The 26,669-nt window shown below is 38.9% G+C and carries 25 protein-coding genes, 1 tRNA gene and 2 pseudogenes; 11 read left to right on the forward strand and 17 right to left on the reverse strand.

What is annotated here, in order from left to right; all coding sequences use genetic code 11:
• Positions 1 to 97 precede the first annotated feature (97 nt).
• Positions 98 to 1,738, reverse strand: a complete 1,641-nt coding sequence (locus AA650_RS17190; RefSeq protein ID WP_053539944.1) for a DUF655 domain-containing protein — start codon at positions 1,736 to 1,738, stop codon at positions 98 to 100.
• A gap of 142 nt (positions 1,739 to 1,880) precedes the next feature.
• On the opposite strand from AA650_RS17190, the gene AA650_RS17195 reads away from it, so the two are divergent.
• Entirely contained in the window at positions 1,881 to 3,029 is a 1,149-nt protein-coding gene (locus tag AA650_RS17195) for a cysteine desulfurase family protein (protein WP_053539945.1), read from the forward strand.
• Between the two features lie 90 nt (positions 3,030 to 3,119).
• Here AA650_RS17195 and AA650_RS17200 read toward each other — a convergent pair whose 3' ends face one another.
• Together AA650_RS17200 and AA650_RS17205 are read right to left on the reverse strand one after the other, a co-directional pair.
• Complete coding sequence (locus AA650_RS17200; protein WP_027404063.1) at positions 3,120 to 3,482, reverse strand: phage holin family protein; 363 nt, start codon at positions 3,480 to 3,482, stop codon at positions 3,120 to 3,122.
• Between the two features lie 227 nt (positions 3,483 to 3,709).
• A complete protein-coding gene (locus AA650_RS17205; protein ID WP_039200652.1) occupies positions 3,710 to 3,997 on the reverse strand; it encodes a small RNA NsiR4-regulated ssr1528 family protein in 288 nt (95 codons plus the stop codon).
• 163 nt (positions 3,998 to 4,160) lie between these two features.
• On the opposite strand from AA650_RS17205, the gene AA650_RS17210 reads away from it, so the two are divergent.
• Positions 4,161 to 4,433, forward strand: a complete 273-nt coding sequence (locus AA650_RS17210) for a hypothetical protein (protein WP_027404065.1) — start codon at positions 4,161 to 4,163, stop codon at positions 4,431 to 4,433.
• Entirely contained in the window at positions 4,430 to 4,810 is a 381-nt protein-coding gene (locus AA650_RS17215; RefSeq protein ID WP_053539946.1) for a clan AA aspartic protease, read from the forward strand. The genes AA650_RS17210 and AA650_RS17215 overlap by 4 nt, the downstream gene beginning before the upstream one ends.
• A 49-nt stretch (positions 4,811 to 4,859) precedes the next feature.
• Here AA650_RS17215 and AA650_RS17220 read toward each other — a convergent pair whose 3' ends face one another.
• Together AA650_RS17220 and AA650_RS29485 are read right to left on the reverse strand one after the other, a co-directional pair.
• Positions 4,860 to 5,135: a DUF2442 domain-containing protein gene (locus AA650_RS17220; RefSeq protein WP_213799028.1), complete on the reverse strand. Its 276-nt coding sequence runs from the start codon at positions 5,133 to 5,135 to the stop codon at positions 4,860 to 4,862.
• Positions 5,098 to 5,355: a DUF4160 domain-containing protein gene (locus AA650_RS29485; protein ID WP_053539948.1), complete on the reverse strand. Its 258-nt coding sequence runs from the start codon at positions 5,353 to 5,355 to the stop codon at positions 5,098 to 5,100. Before AA650_RS29485 ends, AA650_RS17220 begins: the two co-directional genes overlap by 38 nt.
• Before the next feature lie 340 nt (positions 5,356 to 5,695).
• On the opposite strand from AA650_RS29485, the gene AA650_RS17230 reads away from it, so the two are divergent.
• From AA650_RS17230 to AA650_RS17240, 3 genes and pseudogenes are all read left to right on the forward strand, one after another.
• Positions 5,696 to 5,959 (forward strand): hypothetical protein, encoded by a 264-nt coding sequence (locus AA650_RS17230; protein ID WP_039200648.1) that lies wholly within the window; start codon positions 5,696 to 5,698, stop codon positions 5,957 to 5,959.
• A complete protein-coding gene (locus AA650_RS17235; protein ID WP_053539949.1) occupies positions 5,940 to 6,344 on the forward strand; it encodes a type II toxin-antitoxin system VapC family toxin in 405 nt (134 codons plus the stop codon). The genes AA650_RS17230 and AA650_RS17235 overlap by 20 nt, the downstream gene beginning before the upstream one ends.
• 484 nt (positions 6,345 to 6,828) lie before the next feature.
• Positions 6,829 to 8,158, forward strand: a pseudogene (locus tag AA650_RS17240) (AAA-like domain-containing protein).
• A 19-nt stretch (positions 8,159 to 8,177) separates the two neighbouring features.
• Here the strand turns inward: AA650_RS17240 and AA650_RS17245 are convergent.
• Positions 8,178 to 9,242: a DUF1350 family protein gene (locus tag AA650_RS17245; RefSeq protein ID WP_053539950.1), complete on the reverse strand. Its 1,065-nt coding sequence runs from the start codon at positions 9,240 to 9,242 to the stop codon at positions 8,178 to 8,180.
• Positions 9,243 to 9,376: 134 nt separating this feature from the next.
• Complete coding sequence (locus AA650_RS17250) at positions 9,377 to 10,171, reverse strand: hypothetical protein (protein ID WP_053539951.1); 795 nt, start codon at positions 10,169 to 10,171, stop codon at positions 9,377 to 9,379.
• Between the two features lie 223 nt (positions 10,172 to 10,394).
• Between AA650_RS17250 and AA650_RS17255 the strand changes: the two genes are divergently transcribed.
• Positions 10,395 to 11,138 carry a Uma2 family endonuclease gene (locus tag AA650_RS17255; protein WP_053539952.1) on the forward strand — a complete coding sequence of 248 codons (744 nt, stop codon included), beginning with the start codon at positions 10,395 to 10,397 and terminating at the stop codon, positions 11,136 to 11,138.
• A gap of 18 nt (positions 11,139 to 11,156) precedes the next feature.
• Here AA650_RS17255 and AA650_RS17260 read toward each other — a convergent pair whose 3' ends face one another.
• The 9 genes and pseudogenes from AA650_RS17260 to AA650_RS17300 form a co-directional block, all read right to left on the reverse strand.
• The gene (locus AA650_RS17260; protein WP_053539953.1) at positions 11,157 to 11,414 is read right to left on the reverse strand and encodes a hypothetical protein; all 258 of its coding nucleotides are present in this window, start codon (positions 11,412 to 11,414) and stop codon (positions 11,157 to 11,159) included.
• A 62-nt stretch (positions 11,415 to 11,476) separates the two neighbouring features.
• The gene (locus tag AA650_RS17265; RefSeq protein ID WP_053539954.1) at positions 11,477 to 14,518 is read right to left on the reverse strand and encodes a phosphoenolpyruvate carboxylase; all 3,042 of its coding nucleotides are present in this window, start codon (positions 14,516 to 14,518) and stop codon (positions 11,477 to 11,479) included.
• Positions 14,519 to 15,587: 1,069 nt separating this feature from the next.
• Positions 15,588 to 15,664 (reverse strand) — tRNA-Met (locus AA650_RS17270).
• A 60-nt stretch (positions 15,665 to 15,724) separates the two neighbouring features.
• Positions 15,725 to 16,678, reverse strand: a complete 954-nt coding sequence (locus tag AA650_RS17275; protein ID WP_027404074.1) for an asparaginase — start codon at positions 16,676 to 16,678, stop codon at positions 15,725 to 15,727.
• 254 nt (positions 16,679 to 16,932) lie between these two features.
• Positions 16,933 to 17,432, reverse strand: a pseudogene (locus AA650_RS17280) (CGLD27 family protein).
• A gap of 5 nt (positions 17,433 to 17,437) precedes the next feature.
• On the reverse strand, positions 17,438 to 17,875 hold the full coding sequence (gene rsfS / locus AA650_RS17285) for a ribosome silencing factor (protein ID WP_027404076.1): 438 nt from the start codon (positions 17,873 to 17,875) through the stop codon (positions 17,438 to 17,440).
• Positions 17,876 to 18,212: 337 nt separating this feature from the next.
• Positions 18,213 to 19,262 carry a sugar transferase gene (locus AA650_RS17290; RefSeq protein WP_053539955.1) on the reverse strand — a complete coding sequence of 350 codons (1,050 nt, stop codon included), beginning with the start codon at positions 19,260 to 19,262 and terminating at the stop codon, positions 18,213 to 18,215.
• A gap of 724 nt (positions 19,263 to 19,986) precedes the next feature.
• A complete protein-coding gene (locus AA650_RS17295; RefSeq protein ID WP_039200635.1) occupies positions 19,987 to 20,628 on the reverse strand; it encodes a DUF3318 domain-containing protein in 642 nt (213 codons plus the stop codon).
• Positions 20,629 to 20,706: 78 nt separating this feature from the next.
• Positions 20,707 to 21,264, reverse strand: a complete 558-nt coding sequence (locus tag AA650_RS17300; protein WP_027404079.1) for a hypothetical protein — start codon at positions 21,262 to 21,264, stop codon at positions 20,707 to 20,709.
• Between the two features lie 263 nt (positions 21,265 to 21,527).
• On the opposite strand from AA650_RS17300, the gene glpX reads away from it, so the two are divergent.
• The 4 genes from glpX to AA650_RS17320 all read left to right on the forward strand — a co-directional run bounded on the left by glpX (position 21,528) and on the right by AA650_RS17320 (position 25,463).
• Positions 21,528 to 22,565 carry a class II fructose-bisphosphatase gene (gene glpX, locus AA650_RS17305; RefSeq protein WP_027404080.1) on the forward strand — a complete coding sequence of 346 codons (1,038 nt, stop codon included), beginning with the start codon at positions 21,528 to 21,530 and terminating at the stop codon, positions 22,563 to 22,565.
• A 391-nt stretch (positions 22,566 to 22,956) separates the two neighbouring features.
• Entirely contained in the window at positions 22,957 to 24,243 is a 1,287-nt protein-coding gene (locus AA650_RS17310; protein ID WP_053539956.1) for a glutamyl-tRNA reductase, read from the forward strand.
• Between the two features lie 473 nt (positions 24,244 to 24,716).
• Positions 24,717 to 25,232 carry an IS607 family transposase gene (locus AA650_RS17315; RefSeq protein ID WP_234413217.1) on the forward strand — a complete coding sequence of 172 codons (516 nt, stop codon included), beginning with the start codon at positions 24,717 to 24,719 and terminating at the stop codon, positions 25,230 to 25,232.
• A 27-nt stretch (positions 25,233 to 25,259) separates the two neighbouring features.
• The gene (locus AA650_RS17320) at positions 25,260 to 25,463 is read left to right on the forward strand and encodes a hypothetical protein (RefSeq protein WP_053539957.1); all 204 of its coding nucleotides are present in this window, start codon (positions 25,260 to 25,262) and stop codon (positions 25,461 to 25,463) included.
• A 61-nt stretch (positions 25,464 to 25,524) separates the two neighbouring features.
• On the opposite strand, the gene AA650_RS17325 is transcribed toward AA650_RS17320, so the two are convergent.
• Positions 25,525 to 26,367 carry a tetratricopeptide repeat protein gene (locus tag AA650_RS17325; RefSeq protein WP_039200631.1) on the reverse strand — a complete coding sequence of 281 codons (843 nt, stop codon included), beginning with the start codon at positions 26,365 to 26,367 and terminating at the stop codon, positions 25,525 to 25,527.
• Between the last annotated feature and the right edge of the window lie 302 nt (positions 26,368 to 26,669).

Here is a 26,669-nt window from a genome sequence, read left to right on the forward strand (position 1 = left end):
TCCTAGCAATATTTTAACTTTAAGGCATTTACTAAAATACTAACCCGTTTTCTCTACCATCATATCATTAATGGTAACATAATTATCTGTATATGCGTTAATCTGAGGTTAATATTATCATTCCCTCCCATTTTGCTAAAATCTTATCACTAATTCCCGGTACTTTATCTACATCTTGTAAAGAAGTAAACCTTTGCTGTTGACGGGCTATAATTATCCTTTTGGCTAACTTTTCACCCACACCAGGAAGAGTTTCCAATTCTGCTTGAGTTGCGGTATTGAGATTAATTTTAGTGTTAATCGAATTTACAAAAGATGATGGTTGTTTGATTTGGGGACATTTTTTAACTTCCGCATCAATTTTAGATTTAATATTTGCTGGTAAACCGGGTTTTATTTTACCATAAAGGCGGTCAAATTCCCGTTGATAATGTACTGCTACTGTGGGATTTTCAATCACTATTAATGTTTCATCATTACCATGATTAGCAGCTTCTGACCAATTATGTGAACCTGTAATTACGGTTTGGTTATCAATGACTGCAAATTTATCGTGTAATAAATCTCCCTTGGCTAAAATTGGGACTCCAACGGTAGAAATGGGATTTTTCCAAGGACGGTTATCAACTTCATATTTACAGTTATCACTTAAAGCAAATCCCATCATATCTAACGCTTCACTGTAGGGACGATAAGCAAATTGTGGTTCAATTAAAGCCCGAATTTGGACATTTTGATGATGACGTTCTTCGAGAATATTGGCAAGTTGTTGATCTGAAAATACAAATAATGCTAAATCTACGGTTTTCGTGCTTGTAGATAAAGTTTTAGCAATTAACCCATTACTGGAATTACTCCAAGGTTCAGTAGGAGATGTTGGAGAAAAATGAATTGTAATTTTGCTATTCCCTAATGTAATTGTTTGTGGGTTACGAACAGGTTTTGTAACTCCAAATTTACTATCTGGTTTTCCTCCTACTCCGTCACCCCAGATAATATTAAACTCTTCTGTGAGTAGGGTTGCTAATTCAGAACTATCAATTTTTAATAAATTATTGGTATTCCCTAAACTACTAAGATTACTAATATCACCTGACGTATCACTAAAGGTAAAATTGGCAGAAGTAATAATTACAAAACGATGATCAACAATGACAAATTTATGGTGCATTAAACTACTACCCTTTGAACCATCAGCAGTATCATCTATCCAGGGAATCTGGGCATTTTGAACAATAGCTAAACCATCCCGTTGACTAATTTCCTCTGGTGTGATTTGATTATCTTGATTGATATCCACAAATTTCCGAAATTCTTGATATCGTTCTTGTTCTCTTTTTCCTAACTTCGCTATTTCTGCGGAAGTGAAACTACTCCACGGACGAGAATAATTACTTTCTAAAATTAACCTAATCTTTACGCCAGATTTTTGTTTTTGTGCTAATATTTGGGCAACTCTTGGTAAACGCAATTCTTGTACAGCTACATCTACAGTAGATTTAGCTTGGGAAATAGTGTCAACAATCTGCTTTTCTAAATCATCCCCTAACCGGGTTTGCTGACGATAGGTTTCTTGATATTCTGAAGATTGGGAATTATTAAAGTAAACTTGAATTAAAGGATCTTGAGGTAAAGGTGCTAAACGCTGATTTGATGATTGAACCTGTTGACAACCACCTAAAGTGAATAGCAATAAAAAGATATAAGAAAAATAGCGTATTTGTGGGAAAATAAACACAGTAATCTGATAAAAGTAAATTACAGGGATTTTAATGTATTTATATCACACCCTGAATTAATTTCTTCCTTTGCGCCTTTGCGCCTTTGCGTGAAACTCTTACCTAAAAATAGCAATACGTAATTATTATTTATTAATTTTTATGCAAGTATATCTAGATTACAGTGCAACTACTCCAACTCGTCCAGAAGCGATCGCAATTATCCAAACAATCCTAACACAACAGTGGGGTAATCCTTCCAGTTTACATGAATGGGGCAACCGTGCCGCCTTGATTTTAGAAACAGCCAGAATGCAAGTTGCAGGATTAATTAACGCAGTTCCCGAATCTATTATTTTCACGTCTGGGGGAACAGAAGCAGATAATTTAGCAATTATGGGAGTGGCGCGATGTTACACTACTCCCCAACATATGATCATTTCCAGTGTAGAACATTCCGCCATTTCTGAACCGGCGAAAATGTTAGAAAATTGGGGTTGGGAAATTACCCGTTTAGGTGTAAATCATCAAGGAAGAGTCAACCCCGAAGACTTAAAAGCAGCTTTACGACATAACACTGTTTTGGTATCTGTGATTTATGGACAAAGTGAAATAGGAACAGTTCAACCAATTGCTGAATTGGGGAAAATCACGAAAACACACGGCGCTTTATTTCACACAGATGCAGTGCAAGTTGCTGGACGTTTACCGCTAGATGTGCAGACATTACCTGTAGATTTATTGAGTTTATCTAGTCATAAATTATATGGCGGTTTAGGTGCAGGGGCGTTATATCTGCGTCCTGGAGTGGAATTAATGCCGCTACTGGGTGGGGGTGGACAGGAGAACGGACTGCGTTCAGGGACGCAAGCAACGCCCGCTATTGCTGGATTTGGAGTAGCTGCGGAGTTAGCAGCCCAGGAATTGGAGACGGAAACAGGGAGATTAATCCTATTGCGCGATCGCCTCTTTGCCATTCTAGCAGATGTTCCCGGTTTAATACCCACAGGTGACAAAATTCATCGTTTACCCCATCATCTCAGTTTTTATTTAGAAGCAGCCGACGGGGAAAAAATCAGCGGTAAAACATTAGTAAGACAGTTAAATTTAGCCGGAATTGGTATTAGTGCTGGTGCGGCTTGCAATAGTGGAAAATTAAGCCCTAGTCCCATTTTACTAGCAATGGGATATTCTCAAAAAGCGGCTTTAGGAGGAATTAGATTAACTTTAGGAAAACAGACAACAGCAGCGGATATTGATTGGACTGGGATAGTTGTGAAACAGATTTTGCAGAGATTAATCCCAGATTGATTTTTGGGATTCGTATTGATAATATAACGAATAGGTGATAGTAAGCAATCACCAATTACCAATCACCAATTACCAATTACCAATTACCAATTAAACACCTAATAATTTGTAGATAATGTTATTGACAAGAGTAAGCGCAAAAGCACCTAAAATTGCACTCCAAATGCCAAAACGTAACCGGAAACCATCTACTAACCAAGCAGCAATACTAAAACAAGCAACAGCAATCATGAAAGTGAAGATACCAGATAATAAGTCAAAGGTGGCTAAATTTGGTATCACAAACAAAAATTTGAGAACTGGCTTCACTAATGCTGTAATAATACCTAAAACTGCGGCAGAAAAAATTGCCTTTTCAGGAGAATCAATTTCCACTCCTAAAGGTAATTTACTAATAATCCACAAACTAACAGCCGTTACTAACCAAACAATTAGCAGCGTCGTAATATCCATTACCAGAACCCCTGAAACGTGAATGTTGATATGACGATAAATTACCTGGTTGACTTGGTTTCTTGATCCAAAAATCTTCGTAGCTTAACCAATTATTTATAAATTAGCAGAATTTCTGGCTAGAACTGAAATTTATTCTAGATATCTTTAGGTTTACTATAAACCACCAGATCCCCGACTTCTCTAAGAAGTCGGGGATCTGACTTTTGCACGGAATTCTTTGTCTTTTATTTACCACCGTAGAAAAAAGCAATTTCCTTTTCTTTTAAAGGTGCAAAACCAGCTTCAACCAGCTTTTGATCAAGTTCAGCTTGGGGGATATGTTTAGCACCAATCCGAACAATGCGAGAACGCATGGTATTGGATACACCGCTGCGTTGTCTGCCTGATTCTAAACCCATAACTTGTTCATATAGGTCTAATTTAACTATGGGAATAGGAGAACCATCAAAATCAATTCCCCTTGATATCGCTCTATCAATAGCATCAGCACCCGTGGTATTTTCAGTGGTCATGGTAACGTATTTTCAGAGATGTTGAAATATTTTACCAGGGAATAGGGAACAGGGACGGTTCAGCTAGAATAAATTTTTCCGCTATTTCTGCTATATAATTAACTTATCGCTTGATTAATTTACATTTAAAATAATTAAACAGCATAAAGGAGGTTTAATGATCATGCAGGCTATTTTTTGGACCATAGAAGAAGTTGCTCAAAGGGCTAAACAATTTTACGAAAATGGCATTCGTCAACAAGTGGAATGTGATGATCACATTGGCAAAATGATTGTAATTGATGCGGAAACCGGAGAATACGGAATTGATAAAACTGGTGTAGAAACTGCACTAAAGTTAAAGCAAAAGAAACCAAATGCCAGATTATTTACGATGCGGATTGGTTATGATGTTGCTGTCAGCTTTGGGGGAGCGATTGAGCGTACTGTCAAATGATTTACGGGAGATTGATCGATAGCAAAGCGATTGTGCCAGTAATTTTTCGTTTACCGACACAACGAGATTTTTCTATTAATTTTATTATTGATACTGGATTCAACGACCATCTTACCTTACCACCACAAGCCGTCAGCGCGATGAATCTGCCGTTATATTCCACTACGCTTGCTAGATTAGCCGATGGTAGGGAGACGTTGTTATCTATACATTTAGCAACAATTGTTTGGGACAATCGAGAAAAAGTAGTTCCTATTTTAGCATCTGGTTTTAAACCTTTATTGGGAACGGCTTTGATGGCAGGATATCATCTGGAGATTGATTTTGAAGAGAATGGTTTAGTTTCGTTAGAACAAATCCCACCCTTGATTTCATAGATTCAGGATGAGGGTCGATCTGCTTGCAGCAGTGCTTCACTATCGCACTTTAAGCTGTCTTGGCGATCTCTGCTAGTTTGATTAGTCCTTTAGTTGTCAAATCTTCATCAATGGCGTACCAATGAATACCATAACCAGAGGTCGAAATACGATACATTTTGCGCTCCATATCTGTTGCTTGAGCAAGTCGCTTAGATGCTTGAATAATTGGGATTTGATAAGTTTTTCCATCTACTGATAGAATCATCAACTCTCCATTAAAGTCAATATTTGATATGTTGTATTGCTTATCCATTTTGCCAATTCCTAAATGTTTGCCATTCATCTACTATTTCATCAAAGTTTTGCAAGATGATCTTCTTGACTTCCCGCGTGTCTCGTGATGACATTTGATATGAATAAGCCTCACGAATCTCGTACAGATCGATGTCTAGCCAATATTTACATTCACTGTCTCCTTTCTGCACATGAATATGAATCGGCTCATTTCCCTCGTCTGAATAAAAGAAAAATCGCCATCCCCTTATATATAGAACTGTTGGCATTTGCTTTCACCTCACCACATTTTAGCATATTGTCTTAATACTAAAATTAGTGTAACTGAGCGATCGCATCTATAATACTTCTATTTTAGTGGTAGAAAACTTTATTTGTTGGGTTACGCTACCCCTAACCCACCGAATTTAATCATAAGGTCGGTGCGTTACACTCCGTTAACGCACCCTACAGGATCTTCGGTAGCGTCAGTCGGTGAAGCGTCAAGTGTTTCCCCGCACCTTCAGGTCGGTGAGTATGTCAAAAATCATCGGTTCAGCCAGAATCAATTTTTCCGCTAGTTCTGCTATATAATTAACTTATTGCTTGATTAATTTACATTAATTTGCTATGGATTCTTCAAACCTACGCACAAAAGTTATTACAGAAATAAATCTTTTCCCAGAAGATAAATTGGCAGAATTATATCACTTTATTCATTATTTTCGATTAGGTGTAGAAATTTCCCAAGTTTCCCCCAACCCAACTATGCAGTTTGCTGGTTGTTGGCATAATATGTCAGATGAAATGTTTGCTGATTTCAATGCAGAAATAAATACACGCCGACAGCAAGCATTTTTAGGGAGAAGAAGTGATGAAGCCAGCCTTGATTGATACTAATATCTTATCGTTTTTCTTCCGTAATCACAGTCTGGTTGTTGAGCGTTTTCAAGCCTATCTTAACGACCATGACAAAATTAACATTAGCATTATCACTTATTATGAAATTGTCAGTGGGTTAAAACATCGTGACGCGCAAAAACAACTCACCTCTTTTCAGGAATTTATTTCATACAATACGGTTTTACCTCTAAGTACAAGCTCTGCCACAATTTCTGCTGATATTTATGCCAATTTAAGAAATAAAGGAACGCCAATTGATGATATTGATATTCTGATAGCAGGAATTGCCATAGCCAACAATTTGATTATTATCACAAATAATATCAGAGATTTTGGAAAAATAGAAAACTTAGAAATTCGAGATTGGAGTAAGTAATATTACAATATTAAGTTGATTGATTGGTGAGGAAACAAGGGAAAGGCTATCAACCACGGCAAAAAACGTAGGGTGGGTTAGCAACAGCGTAACCCACCGAAAATCAGTAAATAAACATACATAAGGTGCGTTACATTTCATTAACGCACCCTACAAGATCAGGCGATCGCACTATATGATACTATTAAAATTGAAGTAAGTAGGTAAACAGGAAAATTTAAAGGTATGTAACGGTATGTAAAGTTGTCTCAATGCAATATTCTGATTGAGTTTCAGCCATTTTACAAAACGCAATACCCCTCATTTTTATTTTGTTTACCTACTTAATCCACAACCAAGCTTTTCAAAGGGGTGCTAATTAATAAAATAAGTAGAAAAGCACAAAAAAACAAAATATGTAACAAAAAGTAAAAATTATCAAAACCTATTCCCTATTCCCTATTCCCTTGTCATAAAGACAATTTTTAACGCCAACTTACTTAACATGGATTTAAAATTATATCAGGCAATTGAAATTGCTAACCAAGCTGTTTTGACAAAATTTTATAGATCATTAACTGATGTAGAAATAATTGTCATTAAGGGAGCTTGGGAACGACAAGAATATAGTCAAATAGCGAGCAAATACAATTACACAACCAGTTATCTTAGTCAAGATATTGCACCCAAATTTTGGAAATTATTGACAGAAGCTATAGGAGAGAAAGTTAAAAAAAGTAATTTTAAAGAAGCCCTAAAACGATATTGGGAAAAGCAATGTTGGCACAAGCAATTTACAGATGAATATTACTTACTCAGCCAAGCTAAACACAGCTTACTAAATACAAAATTATATATAGATCGCTATTTTCTCGAATTTATTTGCTATGAAAATCTCTTGCAACCTGGTTCTTTAATTTGGTTAAAAGCACCTAGATTAATGGGCAAAACTTCCTTAATGGAGCGGGTATTACTGAAGGTATCCAAGGAAGACTATCGCATAGTTAGTTTAAGCTTAGATATGGCAGATAAGAAAACTCACTTTGGAAACTTGAATAAATTTCTACGCTGGTTTTGTCTGAATCTCAGTCGAGAACTCAACCTACCCAATCGCTTAGATGACTATTGGGATGAAGAAGGGATGGGTGCTAAAATAAGTTGTACAACTTATTTAGAAACATATTTATTAGCAGCAAATGATAGTCCTTTAGTTCTATATATAGATGATGTAGATGTGCTTTTTTCCTATCCTGAACTTTATGAAGAATTTTTTGGATTGTTGCGTTCTTGGTATGAGAAAGCTAGAAACCGTTCCCACTGGAAAAAACTCCGGTTAGCGATCGCCTATTCTACGGACATTTATATGCACGCAAATACTAATCAATTGCCTTTAAGTATAGGATTAATCATAGAATTACCAGAATTAACTAAAGAGGAGGTTCAGATATTTGCCCCAACAATATGGATTAGTACAAGATTCATTTTTAGTAGACCCCTTAATACAATTAGTAGGTGGTCATCCTTATTTGTTAAAATTGGCATTTTCTCACCTCAAAAATTATCCAGATATCACCCTACACAAGTTGTTATCAGAAGCCTCTACGAATGCAGGTATTTATCGTCATTATTTACGCGAACACTGGTTGAAGTTGCAACAGCAACCAAAACTGATCACAGCATTTCAAACAGTGATTAATTCTCCTCAACCAGTGCGATTGGAAATAATATCAGCTTATCATTTGAAAAATATGGGTTTGGTAAAGCTTACGGGTAATGAAGTTGAGCCGCGTTGTCAACTATATCGGAATTATTTTGGGGATGTAATGAGGAGTTAGGCAAATAAACTCTTATTTGCTATTTTTGAGTATTACCTTGCTTATTTTCTAAACGTTGGAATAATTGACTTACAGGAGATTCAAACTCTATATTTCGTTTTTTCATAGACCCAATAGTGGGAATTGGAAAATTGATCACAAAATTGCCCAATTGCATACCCAATGGTCTTAAATGTCCACCTTTTAAATTTTCTCTAAAACCTTCAGGTGGTTTTTTAAACTTATCTTCAAACCATTCACAAGTTGTTGCAGCAAGTTTATCCTTTTTGAACGCAGTTAACCCCATGAGATTAAATAAATCACCTTCTTTAATTAAGGCATAGGTTTCATCTGGGGTTGGTTTGACATTCACACCTAAGCTAATAACTATACCTGCTAAAGGTTGGGGGATAGCACTCTCAAGACCTGTATTTACAGGAGCTAATAGTAAAGAGGGTTGATTCTTAATAAAGATGCTAGTGATTTTAATGTTATCTTGCAATTGGTCGAAATTGGCTTCTCGCTTAATGTAATATTTAATTAATCGTTCAGCCTCTTTACGCTTTATTTCTAAATCATTAATCAGAATTAAGAGGTCTGTAAATATACTTTCGACCTTACCATTAATATTTTCTTGAGAACCTTTTGTATTCGCTGATCTAACTGTTGAATCAATAAATTTCCTCAATTTTTCAATATTATGAGGATATTGAGGATCACTAGGTTCACCAACAACAGGTAAGGCACTAAATGCTTCCAAAAGCGCAATATATTTACAACCAATACTATGACCTAGCCAGGAAAAGTTTTGGTCACTCAAATAGGGTTCATATTCATAGCCAGCAAATATTGCTCTTCTGACCAGTTCTGGCATGATTTCATATTGTTCTCTGATTAAAAAGCCAGCCTCAGCATAATGGTCAAAGGTAAAATTGAATGGTAAAATTACAATTGTATAACCATCATTAAATAATCGTTGAAGTAGAGAACGATAAAAAAGCATTGGCCAAAATGTGCCAAAAAAAGCCCCACCAACAAATTGAATTACTCCTTGGGGTTTTGGGTGTAGAGCTACCCAGCTATGGGAAACAGGTTGAAATTTCATGGGTTTAATTTATACGATTTGATTGTTTTAAAAAACAGTATCCCATATCCTATATGCTGTTTTGTGGTTATAAGAAGGGGCTTAAACCCCTCCTTAATTAAAATCTGCTAGATGATAAATTGTTTTACTTCACACTAACGTCGAGGAGTGAGAGTCTTTCTGGCATTGACAAGATAGATGAATTTTCCAACTCTAGGGGAGAATTCAAATGGTGCTTGACGTGCATATTGTTGTAATTGAGGGGGAAGTAAAGGGAATATTCTAGTGAAATCAGTTGTAACTTTTTCAGTAGCACCTGAAACTAAGAAACAAGCTGAGTTGGTTTTTTTCTTGCCAGTAGCTTGGTCATAGAAAAGTTGTGAAAATGCCTTGATGGTCAAATTATCTGAAGGAGAAACATAGACCAAGTATCCGTTTGCATCTAATTCATTAGCCTTTGATTCTGCTGCTCCTACATTATCAAAGAAAGCAATTGCAGTTTCTTTAATGTTCAGAGGGCATTGACTGGAAGGCCTTCCAGCTACCACAGTGTATATTCTGCCATCACGACTAGCATCAATAGTGAAAAGTGTGTTAGTCCCAGGAGTTACAGCAGTTGCACCTTGGAAATCAAACCAACCTTCAGTAAATGAGCCATTAATTCCGTTGTTCTTTCGACCTTGTTCGAGGACTTGTTGATAAGCTGCTGGAAAATCGCTTAAATTTTCAGGCAACATCGCACTTAGGTCAGGATTAGGTATAGCTACATCATATTTCAAGATATCCCCATATACGTTCACTCCTTGTGCCTGTTGTTCTGGAGTGATGTAAAGGGTGGTTATCCCACGAGATGCGGGCTGAGGAGCTTGTTGAGCTAAAGCAGGACTTACTCCACCTAGACACACAACAAAGCTAAGGATAGCAGCCAAAAAGGAAGTTAACTTTCTCATAAATTATCCTGAATGTTCTCTGTTTCTGAAGTTCTTTCAGTGAAGTTGTTTGTCCCACACCCTTGGATGATACCTACTTTGGTAATTCAAGAATTCAGGTAAATTCAGGACTTTTATCGCTGATAATTCAGGTAAATTCAGGTAAATTCAAACACCCTCTAAATTATTGTTATAATTTGTTCATTGTCATCCTACAATAAACCTTATAAAACACGAGGACATCATGACCTTTACCGCAGATCCTCCCTATACACAAACCAGCCTTCCAGATCATACTCAACTACCAGAATCTAACGGACTATTTGTGAAGAATTTTCAGGAACATCCTCAAAGCATTCTACTAACTCAATCTATCATTCCAGTATTACAAAAACTCCACGCTGATGGACAATATGCTATAGGTCAAGATAGCGGTATTTATTGGCGAATAACTGAACCACCAGAACGAGGTGCAGAAGCCCCAGATTGGTTTTATGTTCCTCATGTGCCACCATTATTAGATGGTAAAGTCCGACGTTCTTATGTGCTTTGGCAAGAATTTATTGCCCCATTAATTGCTTTAGAATTTGTATCAGGAAATGGCATAGAAGAAAGAGATAAAACACCTTGGCAGGGGAAACTTTGGATTTATGAACAAGTGATCAAACCTGCTTTTTATGGCATTTACGAAGTTAGTAAAGCCAGCGTGGAAGTATATCATCTCATGGAAGGACAATATCATTTATTGCCACCAAATCAACGAGGTCATTATCCGATTACACCTATGGGCGTAGAATTAGGTATTTGGCAAGGAACATATCAAAATATGGAGTTACCTTGGCTACGGTGGTGGGATTTAGACGGTAATTTATTACTTGATGGTCATGAAACAGCCGAATATGAACGCCAACGGGCTGAATATGAAAAGGAAAAAAGCGATCGCCTAATTGCCCAATTACGCGCTTTAGGAGTAGAACCAGAACTGTAAAAAAACCCATATCTCCAACTACCAATCGCTAGATTTGCGTGTAATCAACCCACCCATAAATGCCCCTAAAATTGTCCCTGTCCACAGTCCCGCAGTGCTTCCTTGCCAACTTGCACCCGGAGTCACTAAAGCACTACACATTTGTTTAAATCCCCAAGCCTGGTTTTGACATTTTTGGCTATGTTGCATTACGGTGATTTGTCCAGCTATTAAAGCAGTAAAAAAACCGGAAGAAAGTGCCAAAAAGGTACAAATAAGAATGCGTTTTTTGATCATATTTTTGTCTCACGCAAAGGCGCAAAGGCGCAAAGTGAAGAAATTACGCCTTTTGCTTTTTATCAACCCGTATTTCTCATGCCGGCAGCAATTCCGTTGATGGTTAATAATGCTCCTCGGAGTAATTCTCCTTTGCTGTAACGAGAGTGAATTACTCCGGTTGTGGGGGCGTTTTTTGATTGACGAAGGCGTTTTAATAGGGAAACTTGGATAAATCCTAAAGGCACAATTGTTCCATTTCTTAATTGTACAGAACGTTGCAATACTGGATCACCATCTAATAGTTTTTGGTGTCCAGTGATTTTTAAAACTAAATCTCTGGTAAGAAAGAATTCGCTAGAAATTTGTTCAAAAACTTTCTCAAATCGCGGTTTGTCTTCCGGGTTTGACAATTCATCAACATAGTGACGTGCCATTTCCATGTCTACTTTTGCTAAAGTCATTTCGGCTTTAGAAATCACCATTTTAAAGAATGGCCATTTGAGGTAGAAATAACGCAGTAATTTCAAATGTTGTTCTGGTTCTGCATCCAAAAATTCTTGTAAAGCTGTACCAATTCCATACCAGGAAGGTAATAAAAAGCGGGTTTGTGTCCAACTAAATACCCAAGGAATCGCTCGCAGACTACTTAAATCTTTTTTACCAGATGGACGACGGGCTGGACGAGAACTAATTTGCAATTGGCTGATTTCTTCAATGGGGGTGACTTGGTGGAAGAAGTCAATAAAATCAGGTTGCTCATAAATTAGGTTACGATAGTGCTGACGCGACGCATGAGATAACTCTTCCATGATCTCATTCCAAGGTTCGATGTCATCAAACCCTGTTCCTAGTAAACTGGCTTGGATTACGGCTGTGGTGATAGTCTCTAGGTGATACAAAGCCAAATCTAACAAGGAATATTTAGAAGCTAAGACTTCCCCTTGTTCGGTAATTTTAATCCGGCCACTAATACTGTGACCTGGTTGGGCTAAAATCGCTTCATGAGCAGGACCGCCACCACGTCCCACAGAACCGCCTCGTCCGTGGAAAATCCGCAGATTTACACCGTAACTTTCGGCGATTTTCTGAAGTGATTTTTGAGCCTTATGAATTTCCCAGTTACTGCTTAAAAAACCAGAATCTTTATTACTATCGGAATACCCCAACATTACTTCTTGTAAGTTAGGATTCAAAGTAGAAATAGATGGAGGTGCTTCTGCACTGAGCGAAGTCGAAGCTTTTGCACTGAGCGGAGTCGAAGTGTTAATTGCGGCGTAACCTCCAGCCAGCATTGCCCGATATAAAGGCAATTCAAACAGTTGTCGCATTACGCCTCTAGAACGTTGTAAATCTTCTACTGTTTCAAACAGAGGAACGATGCGAATTGTCCCCACTGCAACTACAGGATCAAATAAACTCGATTCTTTGGCTAAGAGTAAAACTTCTAGTACGTCGCTTACTTCGCGGCACATACTAATAATATAAGTTTGACAGATTTTAATGCCAAATTCTTGTTGTAGCGATCGCAAAATTCGGAAAGTTTCAATTACATCATTGGTTTTTTCTGAAAATGGTAACTCAGCGGGAATCAAGGGACGACGAGTTTGCAATTCTGAAGTTAACCAAGCTATTCTTTGTTCTTCTGATAATTCGTTGTAGGACTGGGGTAAGAGTTGTAAGTATTCCAGAATCTCATTGATAGCGTCAGCATGACGGGATGATTCTTGACGAATATCTAATTGAGTCAGATTAAAGTCAAATATTTCCACTTGACAAATCAAGTTTTCCAACTCTCGACAACTTAAACCTGTTTCTGTTAAATTGCGTTGAATTAACAACAATTCTGTTAAAAATTCTGTACCAGAACGGTACATTGGTGCATCTTCATTGTTTGGCGTTTCCCGATTATATAAAGCCAAATTGCGATCGCGGGTATTTTCCAACCGCTTGAGAATGTAAGATAACTTCAGACGATAAGGTTCTTGGCGGAAACGCAATGCTAAATCATCATACACCCCACTTAACTGTGATTGATCCAACTCCAAAGACTCTAGCAAATCTGGTAGTACATCACTCCAGTGCATAGATACACTCAATAAAGACACTAACTCTTTAACTGACTTAATATACCGCTCTAACACCATTTTTCGTTGATAACAAGCGGTTTTCCAAGTTACTTCCGGTGTCACCGAAGGATTACCATCTCGGTCTGAACCTACCCAAGAACCAAAAGAGCAAAAATTTGTCGTTGGTGGTTGTAACCAGGGAAAAGTTTCGCCCAAAGAATATTTGAAGCGTTTGTATAGTTGCGTAATACCATCAAACAACACTTCTTGAAAGTAGTGAAGAGCATAATCTACTTCATCCAAAACCGTCGGTTTAAACTGATGTAACTCATCAGTCCGCCACCACAGGCGAATTTCTTCCAGTAATCTTTCCTTGACTTCCAAAGTTTCCCAAGGATAGCTACCAGCGCGATTTTGGGCTTCATCTAATTTTTGCAAAAGATGAACCACCTGACGCTGTTTATCCCGGATAGTATGACGGACAATTTCCGTCGGGTGTGCAGTGAAAACTAAGCGGATATCCAGTTGAGAAATTAGACGTTGAATTTGTTGGGGTGGAACATTCAACTTAAATAACAGGGGAAATAAAGCCGCGAAAGTCCCTTTTTGCGGAGTTTCCGATGTCATTAAATCACTACCTATTTCCTTAGTAATAGGCAATTCTTCTTCTCTTTGGTTCGTAGAATAAATTATACTGGGAAAAACCTCCTCATCAGTTTCTCCACTATAGCGGTTTAATTGCTGCTTTTGCTCATATTCCTGCTCAATAATATTAATCAACTGAAAATACAACGCAAAGGCACGCGCCGCACGAATCGCTTCATTGATATTCAATTGTTCAATTAATTCTACAGCCGAGGCAGCTAAGTCATTCGTGGCTTGTCCCTCTGGAGAACATAAGTCCCGCAATTGGCGCAAAAGATCCACCATTTCTTGACCGCATTCTTGACGCAGCACCGACTCCCACAATTCCTCTACTACCTGTAGACGATGACGTAAGAATAATTCTGAGTGTAGCACTGGAAAATCAATATGTTCAGCTTTCATACTTTTCATCATACTCTTAAGATACTCAAAACATCTAACCTACCTTTTTGAGCATCCAATATCAAGCTGTTAGCTTTTCTTTAGGAGCTACTCACAGGTGACTTATCTTCCTTTTAACTGCTTTTGATTCATTTTCAGTAGAGAAGAGGCAAGTAAAATAAACCGCTTCACCAAATTCCTACTAGATTATTTTAGGATAAAGTTCGCTTTCACTCAATAGCTAACAGGAGAAAAGCTATAGCAGAAGTCAGGAGTTAGGCTTCACCTAATCTGGGACACTTTTCTGAATTTTTAATTTCACCCTGCGGTACTGGCTTATATACTCAAAATGGTTGGGACATAGACTTTATATAGGGCTTGCTGAATAAAGCTAAAACCATTTATTAACAAAGGGTTTCGCGGATTTTTACCACAAAAAAGTGCAAGGTTTTGGCTAATGGTGTCTCAAAATAGGTGCATTTTTCTTTCTCAGATTTGGAAAATTGAGGATATCCAGACAGTTAAAACTGTTCCCTGTTCCCTGCCCTCACAGACAACTTTTTCAGCAAACCCTATATAAAATCACGACAAAATTAGATTTGTAGGGGTAGAGCAAGAGCTTCATTAGTGTCAACTTAAGCTCAAATCCCTACCACATCTCGTTCCTAGTCTCTGACTAGGAATGCAGTTGATGAGGCTCTGCCTCTAATATCATTAGAGAGTTTCAGTCTATATCTCTCAGTTATCCCAGCTTCAGGCAGGGTTCCTTAAATAAATATTTGGGTTCTTGCCCTGATCCTGTTTGCCATTACTGGCAGAATCATCTCTGACAGGCGTAACTTTCCGAGAGTCCCCTGGTAGGTTTTTAATGTCTTTGCTGACAATCTGATTGTCTCACGAATATGGATTAAAATTTGAAATTATTTCAAATTTTTAAATTAATGTCAATGCAGGATAAATTCTGCCTCTAGCCTTCATCTCTTGTCTAAAGCACAGATGTAGCTGACTTAGGAAGCTACATCTTCAAGGGTTTTCGGCATTTCCCTTATAAAACAAATCCCTGCAACCTTGGAAGATTACAGGGATTCGTTTTTCAATTTGGTGGCGGGAAGTGGATTTGAACCACTGACCTTCGGGTTATGAGCCCGACGAGCTACCAGGCTGCTCTATCCCGCGTCGCTTGTGTCGCTTTTCTCTCGACTCCTTTAATATAGCGCGAAGTCAAAAGTTTGTCAACTACAAAAGCGATAATTCTCCAATTACTTCCAAACGCTTGTATTTCCCCAGGTTCATAAATTTCTCAGACAGGCTTTGGGCAACGCTGGGAGTAATCCAACCCATTTGTTGGAGGATGTGAATAGCTACGGCATATTTGGCGCGTTTTGAGCCATCCATAACTTTAATAGCTAATCCCATGCCTTCACCAAGTCTGCCTATACACTGTACTCCTTCTGCCCCAGACTTACTAACCAGTTCACCAGGAGTGAGACGCATTAATTCTGTATCAAATTCCCCTTCACCTGCTATCATTGTGGGGTGATGGTTCATGGCGCGGACAATGCGTTCCATGTCTACGCTATTGCTGGAAGATAAAACAGCATATAGTGATGCCATTTGACTGAGTTGCATGAGATAGGTAGGTGCGCCGCAGTCATCATGGGCGGTGAGAAATTCTTCCGCTGGCATTCGCAACAATTCGGCTATTTTAGTAATAATTAACTGTTGGACTGGGTGTTTACGATCCAAATAGTTAGTTAATGGCCAATGGCGTTGCTGACAAACAGCTAACATTCCCGCGTGTTTACCAGAGCAGTTATATTCTAGAGAGCTACGCTTGTCTTTAGGGATTGGGCAGTGCAGGGAGTTGATGTCAATATCTGCCCGCCACAGAATGTTAAATACCTGTCTCACCTGTTCCATGCTGCCTTTGTGGGAACTGGTGATGATTGCTAAGTCTCGATCGCTCAAACCATAGCGTTCCATTGTGCCTGTGCTGGTGACAGCCAGGGCTTGAAATGGTTTGAGGGCAGAACGGACAAATGCGGCGGTTTCAGCGTTACCAGCAACGGAAAGTACCCGTCCCCGGTCATCACTAACTACAGCCTGGACTATATGCCGAGATTCGATAATACCTTCACGCAGCAACCGGACTTCCAGTGCTGCGGCTTGAGTTCGTTTTCCCATTGTCATGGGTTTATATCTATTTTGTGAATTGTCAGTTGTCAGTTGTCGGTTGTCGGTTGTCAGTTGTCAGTTGTTTTACCAATGACTAAGTAGTGAGACAGAATTAATTACACAATGTCATTGCGTTAGCGCTCCGTGGCGTTAGCCATATGGAACGAAGTGAAATGAAGCAATTGCCAGGGTTGTGATTGCTTCCCTTCGCTCGCAATGACTGTAAATATTTTTGTCCAATTACTTAATGACCAATGACTAATAAGTATTTACAAGAAATGCCAAACTATAGTACCAATAAGATACATTAGAGCCAAGGCGGCAAGGGTAATTTGCAAGCGTTGGAAAATGGGTTTGATTTCGTAGGTAACAATTAGGCGATCGCGGCTCATGACTTCTTGGGGTTTTGTCCAGGTTTGTCCGTCGTACCAACCAGATTCTTCATAAAATACGGTGGGACTGTAAAGGCGATCGCGCACATAGAACCAACCTAAATATAACCGTACCAATACTAGCACTACAGTTACACTAGCAGCACCAGATCCACAAAGAAGAAAATTAAAAATCTGCTTTTGGGGAGGAAAGCTGGCTGCTGCCACAGGTCCGGCTATTAACCAAGACCAAGCCCAAATCCAAAACATTTTTTGGTGTAGTTACCCCAACTTAGGGTACTATCTCGAAATAGCCAAGCATTTTTTAGCTCTTCGTACTCATTCAGCGGTTGTTGTTCCGTAGGAACTGGGCAATTCGCTAGAGAGGATCGCATCATATTGGTTAACCCCCAACATTATCGGAGTTTGGTAGTGGAATACGTTCCGCGTGTCCCCAGAACGCTTCTAAATTATAAAACTCCCGTTCCCTTGGCATCATGATATGGACGATAACATCACCATAATCTTGGAGTACCCAAGTTCCCTCGGCTTTTCCTTCGGTTCTGAGGGGTCGTCGTTGCCAGTCAATTTCTACTTGTCCGGCAATTGCGTCAGCGATCGCTCTTACTTGTACTTTAGAGTAACCAGTCATCATCACAAAGTAATCGGACAGGTAAGAAATTTCTGCCACATCAAGCAGGACGATTTCTACAGCCTTGCGGTCTAAAGCCGCCTCAGCAATGGTTAAAGCTAAATTTTTGCTTGTAGCTTCTGTGTCAGTTTTAGGTTTGCTCACAGCGTTTTTTGTCAATGGGAAATTCCCTCTTAAAGATTCAGTCATTAAACCTCATGTATGTTTTCATGGAAGCAAATACTTATTCAACTTGCTTACAAATATCTGAACTGCAATTGTATGAATAGGTTTTCTCTAAATAGTAACATATTCTACAGTTGATTACTTCCTGAACAAGGGGAACGGGGAAGGCGGAAAAAAAGAGACAAATTAGCTGCAAAGCCATATTTTTCTGGATTGGTGGCAACACTGCCCCTTGGAAGCGGCTGAGTTTTCCTGTTCTCTGTTGCTTCCTGTTCCCTTTCATAAAAATAAGCCCAAGCCGATTGATGACTTGGGTAAATTACATAGATAAATTTGTAAATTTAGTTTAGGAGTAGATAATCTAAACAGCCCCACTGTTTTTATTAAACAAAATGGCAATGGTTTTGAAAATTAACTTTAAATCGTAAACTAAAGTCCAATTTTGCTGATACTGTAAATCTAAACGAATCACATCTTCAAAACTCCGCACTTTAGAGCGACCGTTAACTTGCCATTCACCAGTCATGCCCGGTTTAACGTCCAAACGTTGCCATTCTGGGACTTCGTAGCGTTCTACTTCATCAGGTGTAGGTGGTCGAGTCCCGACTAAACTCATTTCCCCTTTGAGAACATTCCAAAATTGAGGTAGTTCATCGAGACTGGTACGGCGTAAAAATTTACCTACTTTAGTAATTCGGGGATCATTGTCGTTTTTAAAGAAAGCACCTTCGGCTTGGTTTTTGATTTGGGATTTTCTGGCTTCGGCATCTACACACATAGAGCGAAATTTCCAAATTGCAAACCGCTTACCCATCCAGCCACAACGGGTTTGCTGAAATAAAATCGGACCGGGATCATCAATTTGAATGGCGATCGCTATGGGAATAAATAAAACAGATGTAATTACTAATCCCACCAATGATCCTACAATATCAATAGCCCGTTTCATCCAAGATGCTACGGAGTGATGAGTTTGGGGAAGTGGATCTACTTTGCGATAATTATTTTTTCCGGCATCTGTTAAATTATCTGTTGCTATTAATGTGAGATTGTAAAGAGACTCAATGGGAAACACCTGATCTAGTCCCGTCAGATTTAAAACGGCCATGACTTGGGGTGTCACATGACGCAATGTGACTTGAATTCCCTTTTCTTGAGAATTTTTAAAGTTACTGACTAAAGAACCTAAACCACTACTGTCCATAAAAGTAGTATTTTGAAAATCAATGAAAATTTGTCCAGGTGGTACATCCGCTTGAATTAAGTTTTGGCAAGTTTGTTTAAAATTGACAGCTTCAAGTACAGTTAACCTCACTGGAACTTGCAAGATTGCTGCATCTTCTAAATAAGTCACTGAAAAATCTACTGATATGGGTTGGCTACTCATAAAACTCTGGACTTTAGTTGCCATATATAATCTAATTTTCTCAACGTTATTTTGCTTTAGAAAAACAATTAACCTTACCTTTAATCTGTCTGATGAAGCACAAGTTGGTAGATTTTTAAAGATTAGAAAAATATCACCAATAAAGCTTCACAATAACAGCAATTTATAAAGTTTTTGCTGTTGTGAATATGTCGGATCTATTTAAACTCCGTAGGTATGTATTTAGAATTTCCCCAAAGGGAAAAGAAATCGGATGTGATACAATCAAGAGCATGAAAACCCTGTGTCTAGAGATTTTTGATTTCCTCAATGTATTTTACAAAAAGTCCATATCGCTATATAACTTGTCTCTAACACTAAATTAGAGGTATTTGTAAAAATAATTGTCTTCCAAAGTACAGTTGTTAAAAAGTTAGAATGGGCAGTTTTATTAGTTGCGAAGGTGAATGATGGGATTCCGGTATTTTTGTAATCTGTGACTTTCTAAATTATAAAATATTGCAGCGATTAGATTATTTAAAAATTTTTGATGAGCGAAATAAGAAAGTTTGATAAAGTTTTAATATGGCGTGAAGAAGTCAGGAACATAAATCTATATCCTTGTGGGGTGGGCAACACCCAACCCACTGGTACCGCAGAGCGGAAGTCAAAAGTCAAAAGTCAAAAGTCAAAACGAGTACGAGATAGGCTTTTGGGTGATTGAGAATGGTTGGTTTATTTACGCCGTTGTCTACTAGCTATGAAGATTTTACAGACCAGAATCCTCATTCCTCGATTTAGTTTTAGCTTTGTTGGCGCTCCGTTTGAGAGCAGAAAGTCTGGCTTCATATCGAGAACGCTGACGTTTACTAGGAGTGTTTTCCACCAAAGTTTTTAAGGCACTACCAAGACTTTTATAGGCGTTAGGTAAACTATAACCAAAGCGGGTTGCTAGAGCGATCGCTTTTTCGTCCGCATCCAGCAATTCTTTAACTTGTTTACCACCATTATTTTTTTGATATAATCGCCAACCGGACACGCCACAGAGCGCCATAGCTAATACTAGCAATAATCCATCTTGTACCCACAACTCACCTACAGCACCACCCAAACCAATAGCTAGTGCTGCCATTTCCCAACCATCTTTGGGAATTGTGTCATTTTGAATGCGAGCAACTTCGTGCCAAAACAGCAAATTGCGCTGATCCATTGCGAGAGCATCCCACTTTACCAAGTCAATTTGAATTTCTACTTGGTCTTTGCCAATTTCTTCACAACGAATCAGGGATGGATTAACCTCTATTGTGCCTTCAACTGTTACCCAACTTTGCAATTCTGGGGGTAACAAGCTTTTTAACCGCCGGAGTTCACTCATTTCTGCTTTAGCAGAGGAGGTTGCATAGGATGTCATAAAAATCCCGCCTTACAAAATTTCAGTATATGATCAGGTTATCACTTTGCAGTCTAGCGATTTCAGTAGTTATTCGCCTTAATCATCGGCAAAACTACCGCGTTTTTTCCGCGCTTCCATAGCTTTTTCTAGGAGTTCTAATAATCCAGGAGCTTGTTCTTGAATACTCAACAATAATCTTTCTCCTAAGTCTAGATTGCCCGGATCTTCTCCTGTTTCCATTACCTCTTGCAAACGCGGTAGGGCAATGGTATCCACAATTTGGATTAATCCGCTCAGACAACGGTTAAATTGTCTCTCGGTGAGCATGGAGTCTTCCAGGGGAAATTCGATGATAGCGCGGATTTCACCATCGGATGGATCATATTCCCATTGCAGCATTTTGGTTTCCCAGGAAATAGCCAGCATCGTCTGGAGGATAGCATCTTTATGGGGATGGTCTTTTACTTCCGCTAAAACTTGGGGTGCAAACAGCCGAAAAAATTTTCCTTCCTCGTCCAGTTGGACAACTATCAGAAAATCTTCGATATTTTCCGCTTCAACACCTGTAATAATCCGGTCTTCTTTTTCATCAATACGGTAGTCCCAACCAAGATTATCTAGATACTTGGCTATTTGTTTGAGATTTGCTGCCATAAAAGCCTCGTAAGGAACAGTACAAGAGGCTGTCACCAAATCTATTTTAACTCGCTAGGCGCATTTACTCAATTATTGCTGTAATTTCTGCCCCAACTGCATTAATACATTTGTATTGATACAGTCGGAGTTGCCTTAGATGCAAAACTTAACATAGTTGCTATTCCAGACTTTTTTCTAATATGTATCCGCACTTTGGTAAACTTAAAAACTGAAATAGCTAACAAAACGACGCTAAGAAAAGTAATTTAAAGGGGATACTCGTGGAAAATACACTTGGGTTAGAGATTATAGAAGTAGTTGAGCAAGCGGCGATCGCTTCTTCTAAGTGGATGGGTAAGGGCGAAAAGAACATTGCTGACCAAGTAGCAGTGGAAGCGATGCGTGAACGGATGAACAAAATCCATATGCGTGGTCGCATCGTTATCGGTGAAGGTGAACGGGACGAAGCTCCTATGCTTTACATTGGCGAAGAAGTTGGTATTTGCACCAGACCTGATGCGGCAAATTTCTGTAATGTTAATGAGCTTGTAGAAATTGATATTGCTGTTGACCCTTGCGAAGGTACTAACCTAGTTGCTTATGGTCAAAATGGCTCAATGGCAGTTTTGGCAATTTCTGAAAAGGGCGGTTTATTTGCTGCTCCTGACTTCTACATGAAGAAACTCGCAGCACCAGCAGCCGCTAGAGGTCATGTTGATATCAATAAGTCTGCTACAGAAAACCTGAAAATTCTTTCTGAGTGCTTAAACCGGGCTGTGGAAGAATTGGTAGTAGTAGTGATGGATCGTCCCCGTCACAAAGAACTCATTCAAGAAATCCGCACCGCTGGCGCAAGAGTTAGACTGATTAGTGATGGTGACGTTTCTGCTGCTATCTGTTGCGCTTTCTCTGGTACTAATATTCATGCTTTGATGGGTATTGGTGCTGCACCCGAAGGTGTAATTTCTGCTGCGGCTTTACGCTGCTTGGGTGGACACTTCCAAGGACAATTAATCTATGATCCAGAAGTTGTCCAAACTGGCTTAATTGGTGAAAGCAGAGAAGGTAATCTAGCCCGTTTAAATGAAATGGGTATTACTGACGGAGACAGAGTTTATAACGCTAATGAATTAGCTTCTGGTGAAACAGTGCTATTTGCTGGTTGCGGTATTACTCCTGGAACTTTGATGGATGGTGTGCGCTTCTTCCACGGTGGTGCTAGAACCCAAAGCTTGGTTATTTCTAGTCAATCCAAAACCGCTCGGTTTGTGGATACAGTTCACTTGTGGGACGAACCTAAGAATATCCAACTGCGTTAGTAATTAAGTCAGTAGTCAGTGGTCATTAGTCCCTTGTTATTAGTGGTCTGTCAAAGTAAATTTGACCGAAAAATCTGAGATTTTGGATTTTAGATTTTGGATTGGGAATTTTCGGTACAGGTTACCCGCCCCTCCAGGGCGGAATTAATCAAAAATACTCGCTGCGTACGCTTCCCTAACACCAATCTAAAATCCTCAATGTCCACACTTGTTTGGTGGAGTTAATCCAAAATCTGTTGACAGGTTGTGAAAATCTAAAAACTTTGTGTTTTATAGTTTTTGGTCAATTTATATCCGTCAATCAGTTATTGATAGTCTACTAACAACTGACAACTGACAACTGACAACTGACAACGAACAACTGACACCTAACCAATTATCTATTTAAGAAATGAATATTGCAGTGGTGGGGTTAAGCCATAAAACGGCCCCAGTCGAAGTTAGAGAAAAATTAAGTATTCCTGAACCTCAAATCGAAAGAGCGATCGCCCAACTTCTCAGTTATCCTCATGTTGATGAAGTTGCTATTCTCAGCACTTGTAACCGCTTAGAAATTTATATTGTTAGTCAGGAAACTACTCAGGGTATTCATGAAGTGACTCAGTTCCTTTCAGAACATAGCAAGCTGCCGATTATGTCTTTACGGCATCATCTATTTATGTTGCTCCATGTTGATGCTGTCACCCATATTTTACGGGTTGCCGGTGGTTTGGATAGTCTGGTTTTGGGTGAAGGTCAAATTCTCGCTCAAGTTAAAAATACCCACAAACTGGGACAACAATTTAATGGCATCAAAACCATTTTAAATCGCTTATTTAAACAAGCTTTAACGGCGGGTAAACGGGTTCGCACCGAAACCAGTATTGGGACTGGTGCAGTTTCTATCAGTTCGGCTGCTGTGGAATTGGCACAGATGAAAGTAGAAAATTTATCTACAAATCGTGTGTCTATTCTCGGCGCTGGGAAAATGTCCCGGTTACTTGTACAACACCTAATTTCTAAAGGTGCAACTCAAATTAGTATTGTTAATCGTTCCCGCAGCAGGGCTGAAGAGTTGGCGAAGTTGTTCCCAGCACAACCTATTCAAATCCATCTCCTGCCAGAAATGATGTCAGTTATTGCCGCTAGTGACATGGTATTTACTAGCACGTCTTCAACTGAACCCATTTTAGATCGGGTGAAGTTAGAAACAGTGTTAGAACCCAGTCAAAAATTGATGATATTTGATATTTCTGTCCCCCGGAATGTGGATGCAGATGTCAATGATTTGGGCAATGTCAAGGCTTTTAATGTTGATGATTTGAAAGCAGTTGTGGCGCAAAATTATGAAAGCCGCCGCCAAATGGCACAGGAAGCTGAGAAGATTTTAGATGAAGAAGTTGAAGCTTTTGATATTTGGTGGCGGAGTTTAGAAACTGTATCTACTATTAGTTCTTTACGCAATAAAATAGAAACTATCCGCGAACAGGAATTAGAAAAGGCTTTATCTCGTTTGGGTTCAGAATTTGGCGAAAAGCATCAAGAGGTAATTGAGGCTTTGACAAGAGGAATAGTCAATAAGATTTTGCATGATCCGATGGTGCAATTACGCGCCCAGCAAGATGTGGAAGCTAGAAGACGATGTATGCAAACTCTGCAAATGTTATTTAATTTGGACGCTGAGGAACAGTTTAGCTGAAATTATCAAGAAACAGGGAAATGTTATGCCATTCCTGGGATTGTTCCCTGTTTTACTGGGGTTTTGCGTTAGCTTTTTGGGTCGCTGTTGTGCTTTTTTTCTCTTTTTATTTTAATTCTTTTAACCCTCTTACTGATCTACTTAATATTTATTAATAGGCGTTGCTGATTAAGGGTATGAATTTTAGTCTCACGTAAAGGCGCAAAGACGCACTGAGGTAAGAGTTTTAAAGATTCAATTTGGGAATTTCATACCTCGATTCAGCAACGCCTATTAATAAAATTGCTCAAACAACAATGAGAGAATCTGACCTATTCTTCCCAGCCATACTCTCTAATCTCAAAATAACGTAGTATACTGGGGTTAATCGTATTTAACCGAAAGATGAAATACCTAACCCCAGAACAAGTTTACAAACAATTTGGCTATCACCCTAAGACGACGGCAGAATGGGCTGACTTAGGGAAAATAGAATGTATTTCCCTGGGGGACACCGGAGATATCCAGAGTCAGCCTTTATCAAAACAGTTCCAACGGATAAAGAGCGGGTTCTTTACGCCCGTGTCAGCACAAAAACCCAGTTGTTAGACCTTGACACACAAATAGAATTTTTAGGCAAAACTTACCCAGGATGTCGAGTCGTCAAGGATGTTGCTAGTGGCATGAACTGGAAGCGGAAAAACTTTCTTAAATTAATGACTCAAGTTGCCCAGAATCAAATCTCTGAAATTGTCGTGGGACATAAGGACAGGTTATGCAGATTTGGTTTTGAGTTCGTTGAGTGGTTTTGCAACCTTCACGGCTGCAAAATTGTTGTGGTGAACAATGCCAAGCTATCGCCGCACGAAGAGTTGATGCAGGATTTTATGGCTATCATGCACTGCTTTTCCTCCAAACTTTACTTTCTTCGGGCTTACAAGGAAAAAATAGCCGAAGAGCAAAATATTCATGAAACAAATAGTAGTCAATATGAGTCAATGGGGGTATAATGGTAAAAGACGTAGCAAACCAAGTCCATGAAACTCAAAGTAAAAAATCAGTTAACCGTTACGAGAATCGCTATTTTAGGGACTGAAAAACTAAATAACTGGAAATCTAACGAACTTGATTTAATCGCTTTGAGCTTGGGTAAACTGCGCTCTGACCTGTGGAATGAGTTCGGGTCGTTGAAAGCCTGGGGCATTTCTAAATTTGAGATTGACAAACAGCTACGCACGTAAAGACAGGCACAGGAAAAATTTGCGGAAGTTGAAGATTGGATTCATATCGGTAATGTATAAATTACTTACCCAATTCCTCAATATTCTTCATTGCTTGTTGATATAAGTCCTTATTTCCTTGTTTGTCAAAAATAGCTGCTGCCCGCTGTAAATCTTTTAATGCACCCCGTTTATCGCCAATTGCGGCATAGGCGTTACCGCGATTATTAAAAACAGCACCAAAATTAGGATTAATGCGAACGGCTTCATTATAATCGGAGATTGCTTTTTGCTGTTCTCCTCTTGCAGCATAAGCATTACCCCGATTATTATAGGCTACAGCATATTCCTGATCAATCCGAATCGCTTGAGTATAGTCCTCTAACGCCCCATTCTTATCACCTTGGTTAGCACGGGCATTACCTCGATTATTGTAAACCTCGGCAGATTTTGGTGCAATGCTAATTGCTTGATTATAATCCGCAAGCGCTCTTCTATAATCTCCGATAGAAGCAAAAGCATTAGCACGATTATTGTATGCTTCCGCATCCTTGGGATTGAGACGCAATGCCTGATTATAATCCGCGATCGCTCCCTCTTTATTACCAGTATCAAAATAAACTAATCCCCGCCCCTTAAATGCTGGTGCATACTCAGGATTAAGACTAATAGATTTACTATAGGCAGCAATAGCCGCTTGGGAATTACCTTTAAGATGTTGAGTTTGTCCCTGAACATAAAATTCCCCAGCTTTAGATGCTCTCCCTATCTGTGGATTGGGGGTACTTGCTCCCCTTTCCGTTACTAAAACATCTTGATTATTACTGCAAGAAACGCAAATAATACCACTGAAAATTGTAAACATTGCTATAGTGAATGCCCTGTTTACTCCTCGCTGTTTTTGTGTCAATAACTGCCATTTCATAATTTACCAAAAATTGCCATCTTACTGGGAGTAAATCATTCACTAAATTACTTACTTCTGCAATATGTTTGCTTTTTGATTAATATTCAAGTCAAATTATAAAATTCCCTGAAGTTATTGAGAATTAATGAATAAATTTATCCAGCCAATCACCGCATATTAGTAAATATTAAAAATAAAATCCTTACTATCTAGATTTAGATTATTACTAGATTCCCGCTGATAATTCTGTTAATTTTGTTAGCACTTTCATGAAAATTTTCATACCAGTATTCGGAAGTATGATTAAAGTTAGTTCACAG

Origin of the sequence: Anabaena sp. WA102 (genome assembly GCF_001277295.1) — a bacterium.
Lineage (GTDB): Bacteria > Cyanobacteriota > Cyanobacteriia > Cyanobacteriales > Nostocaceae > Dolichospermum > Dolichospermum heterosporum.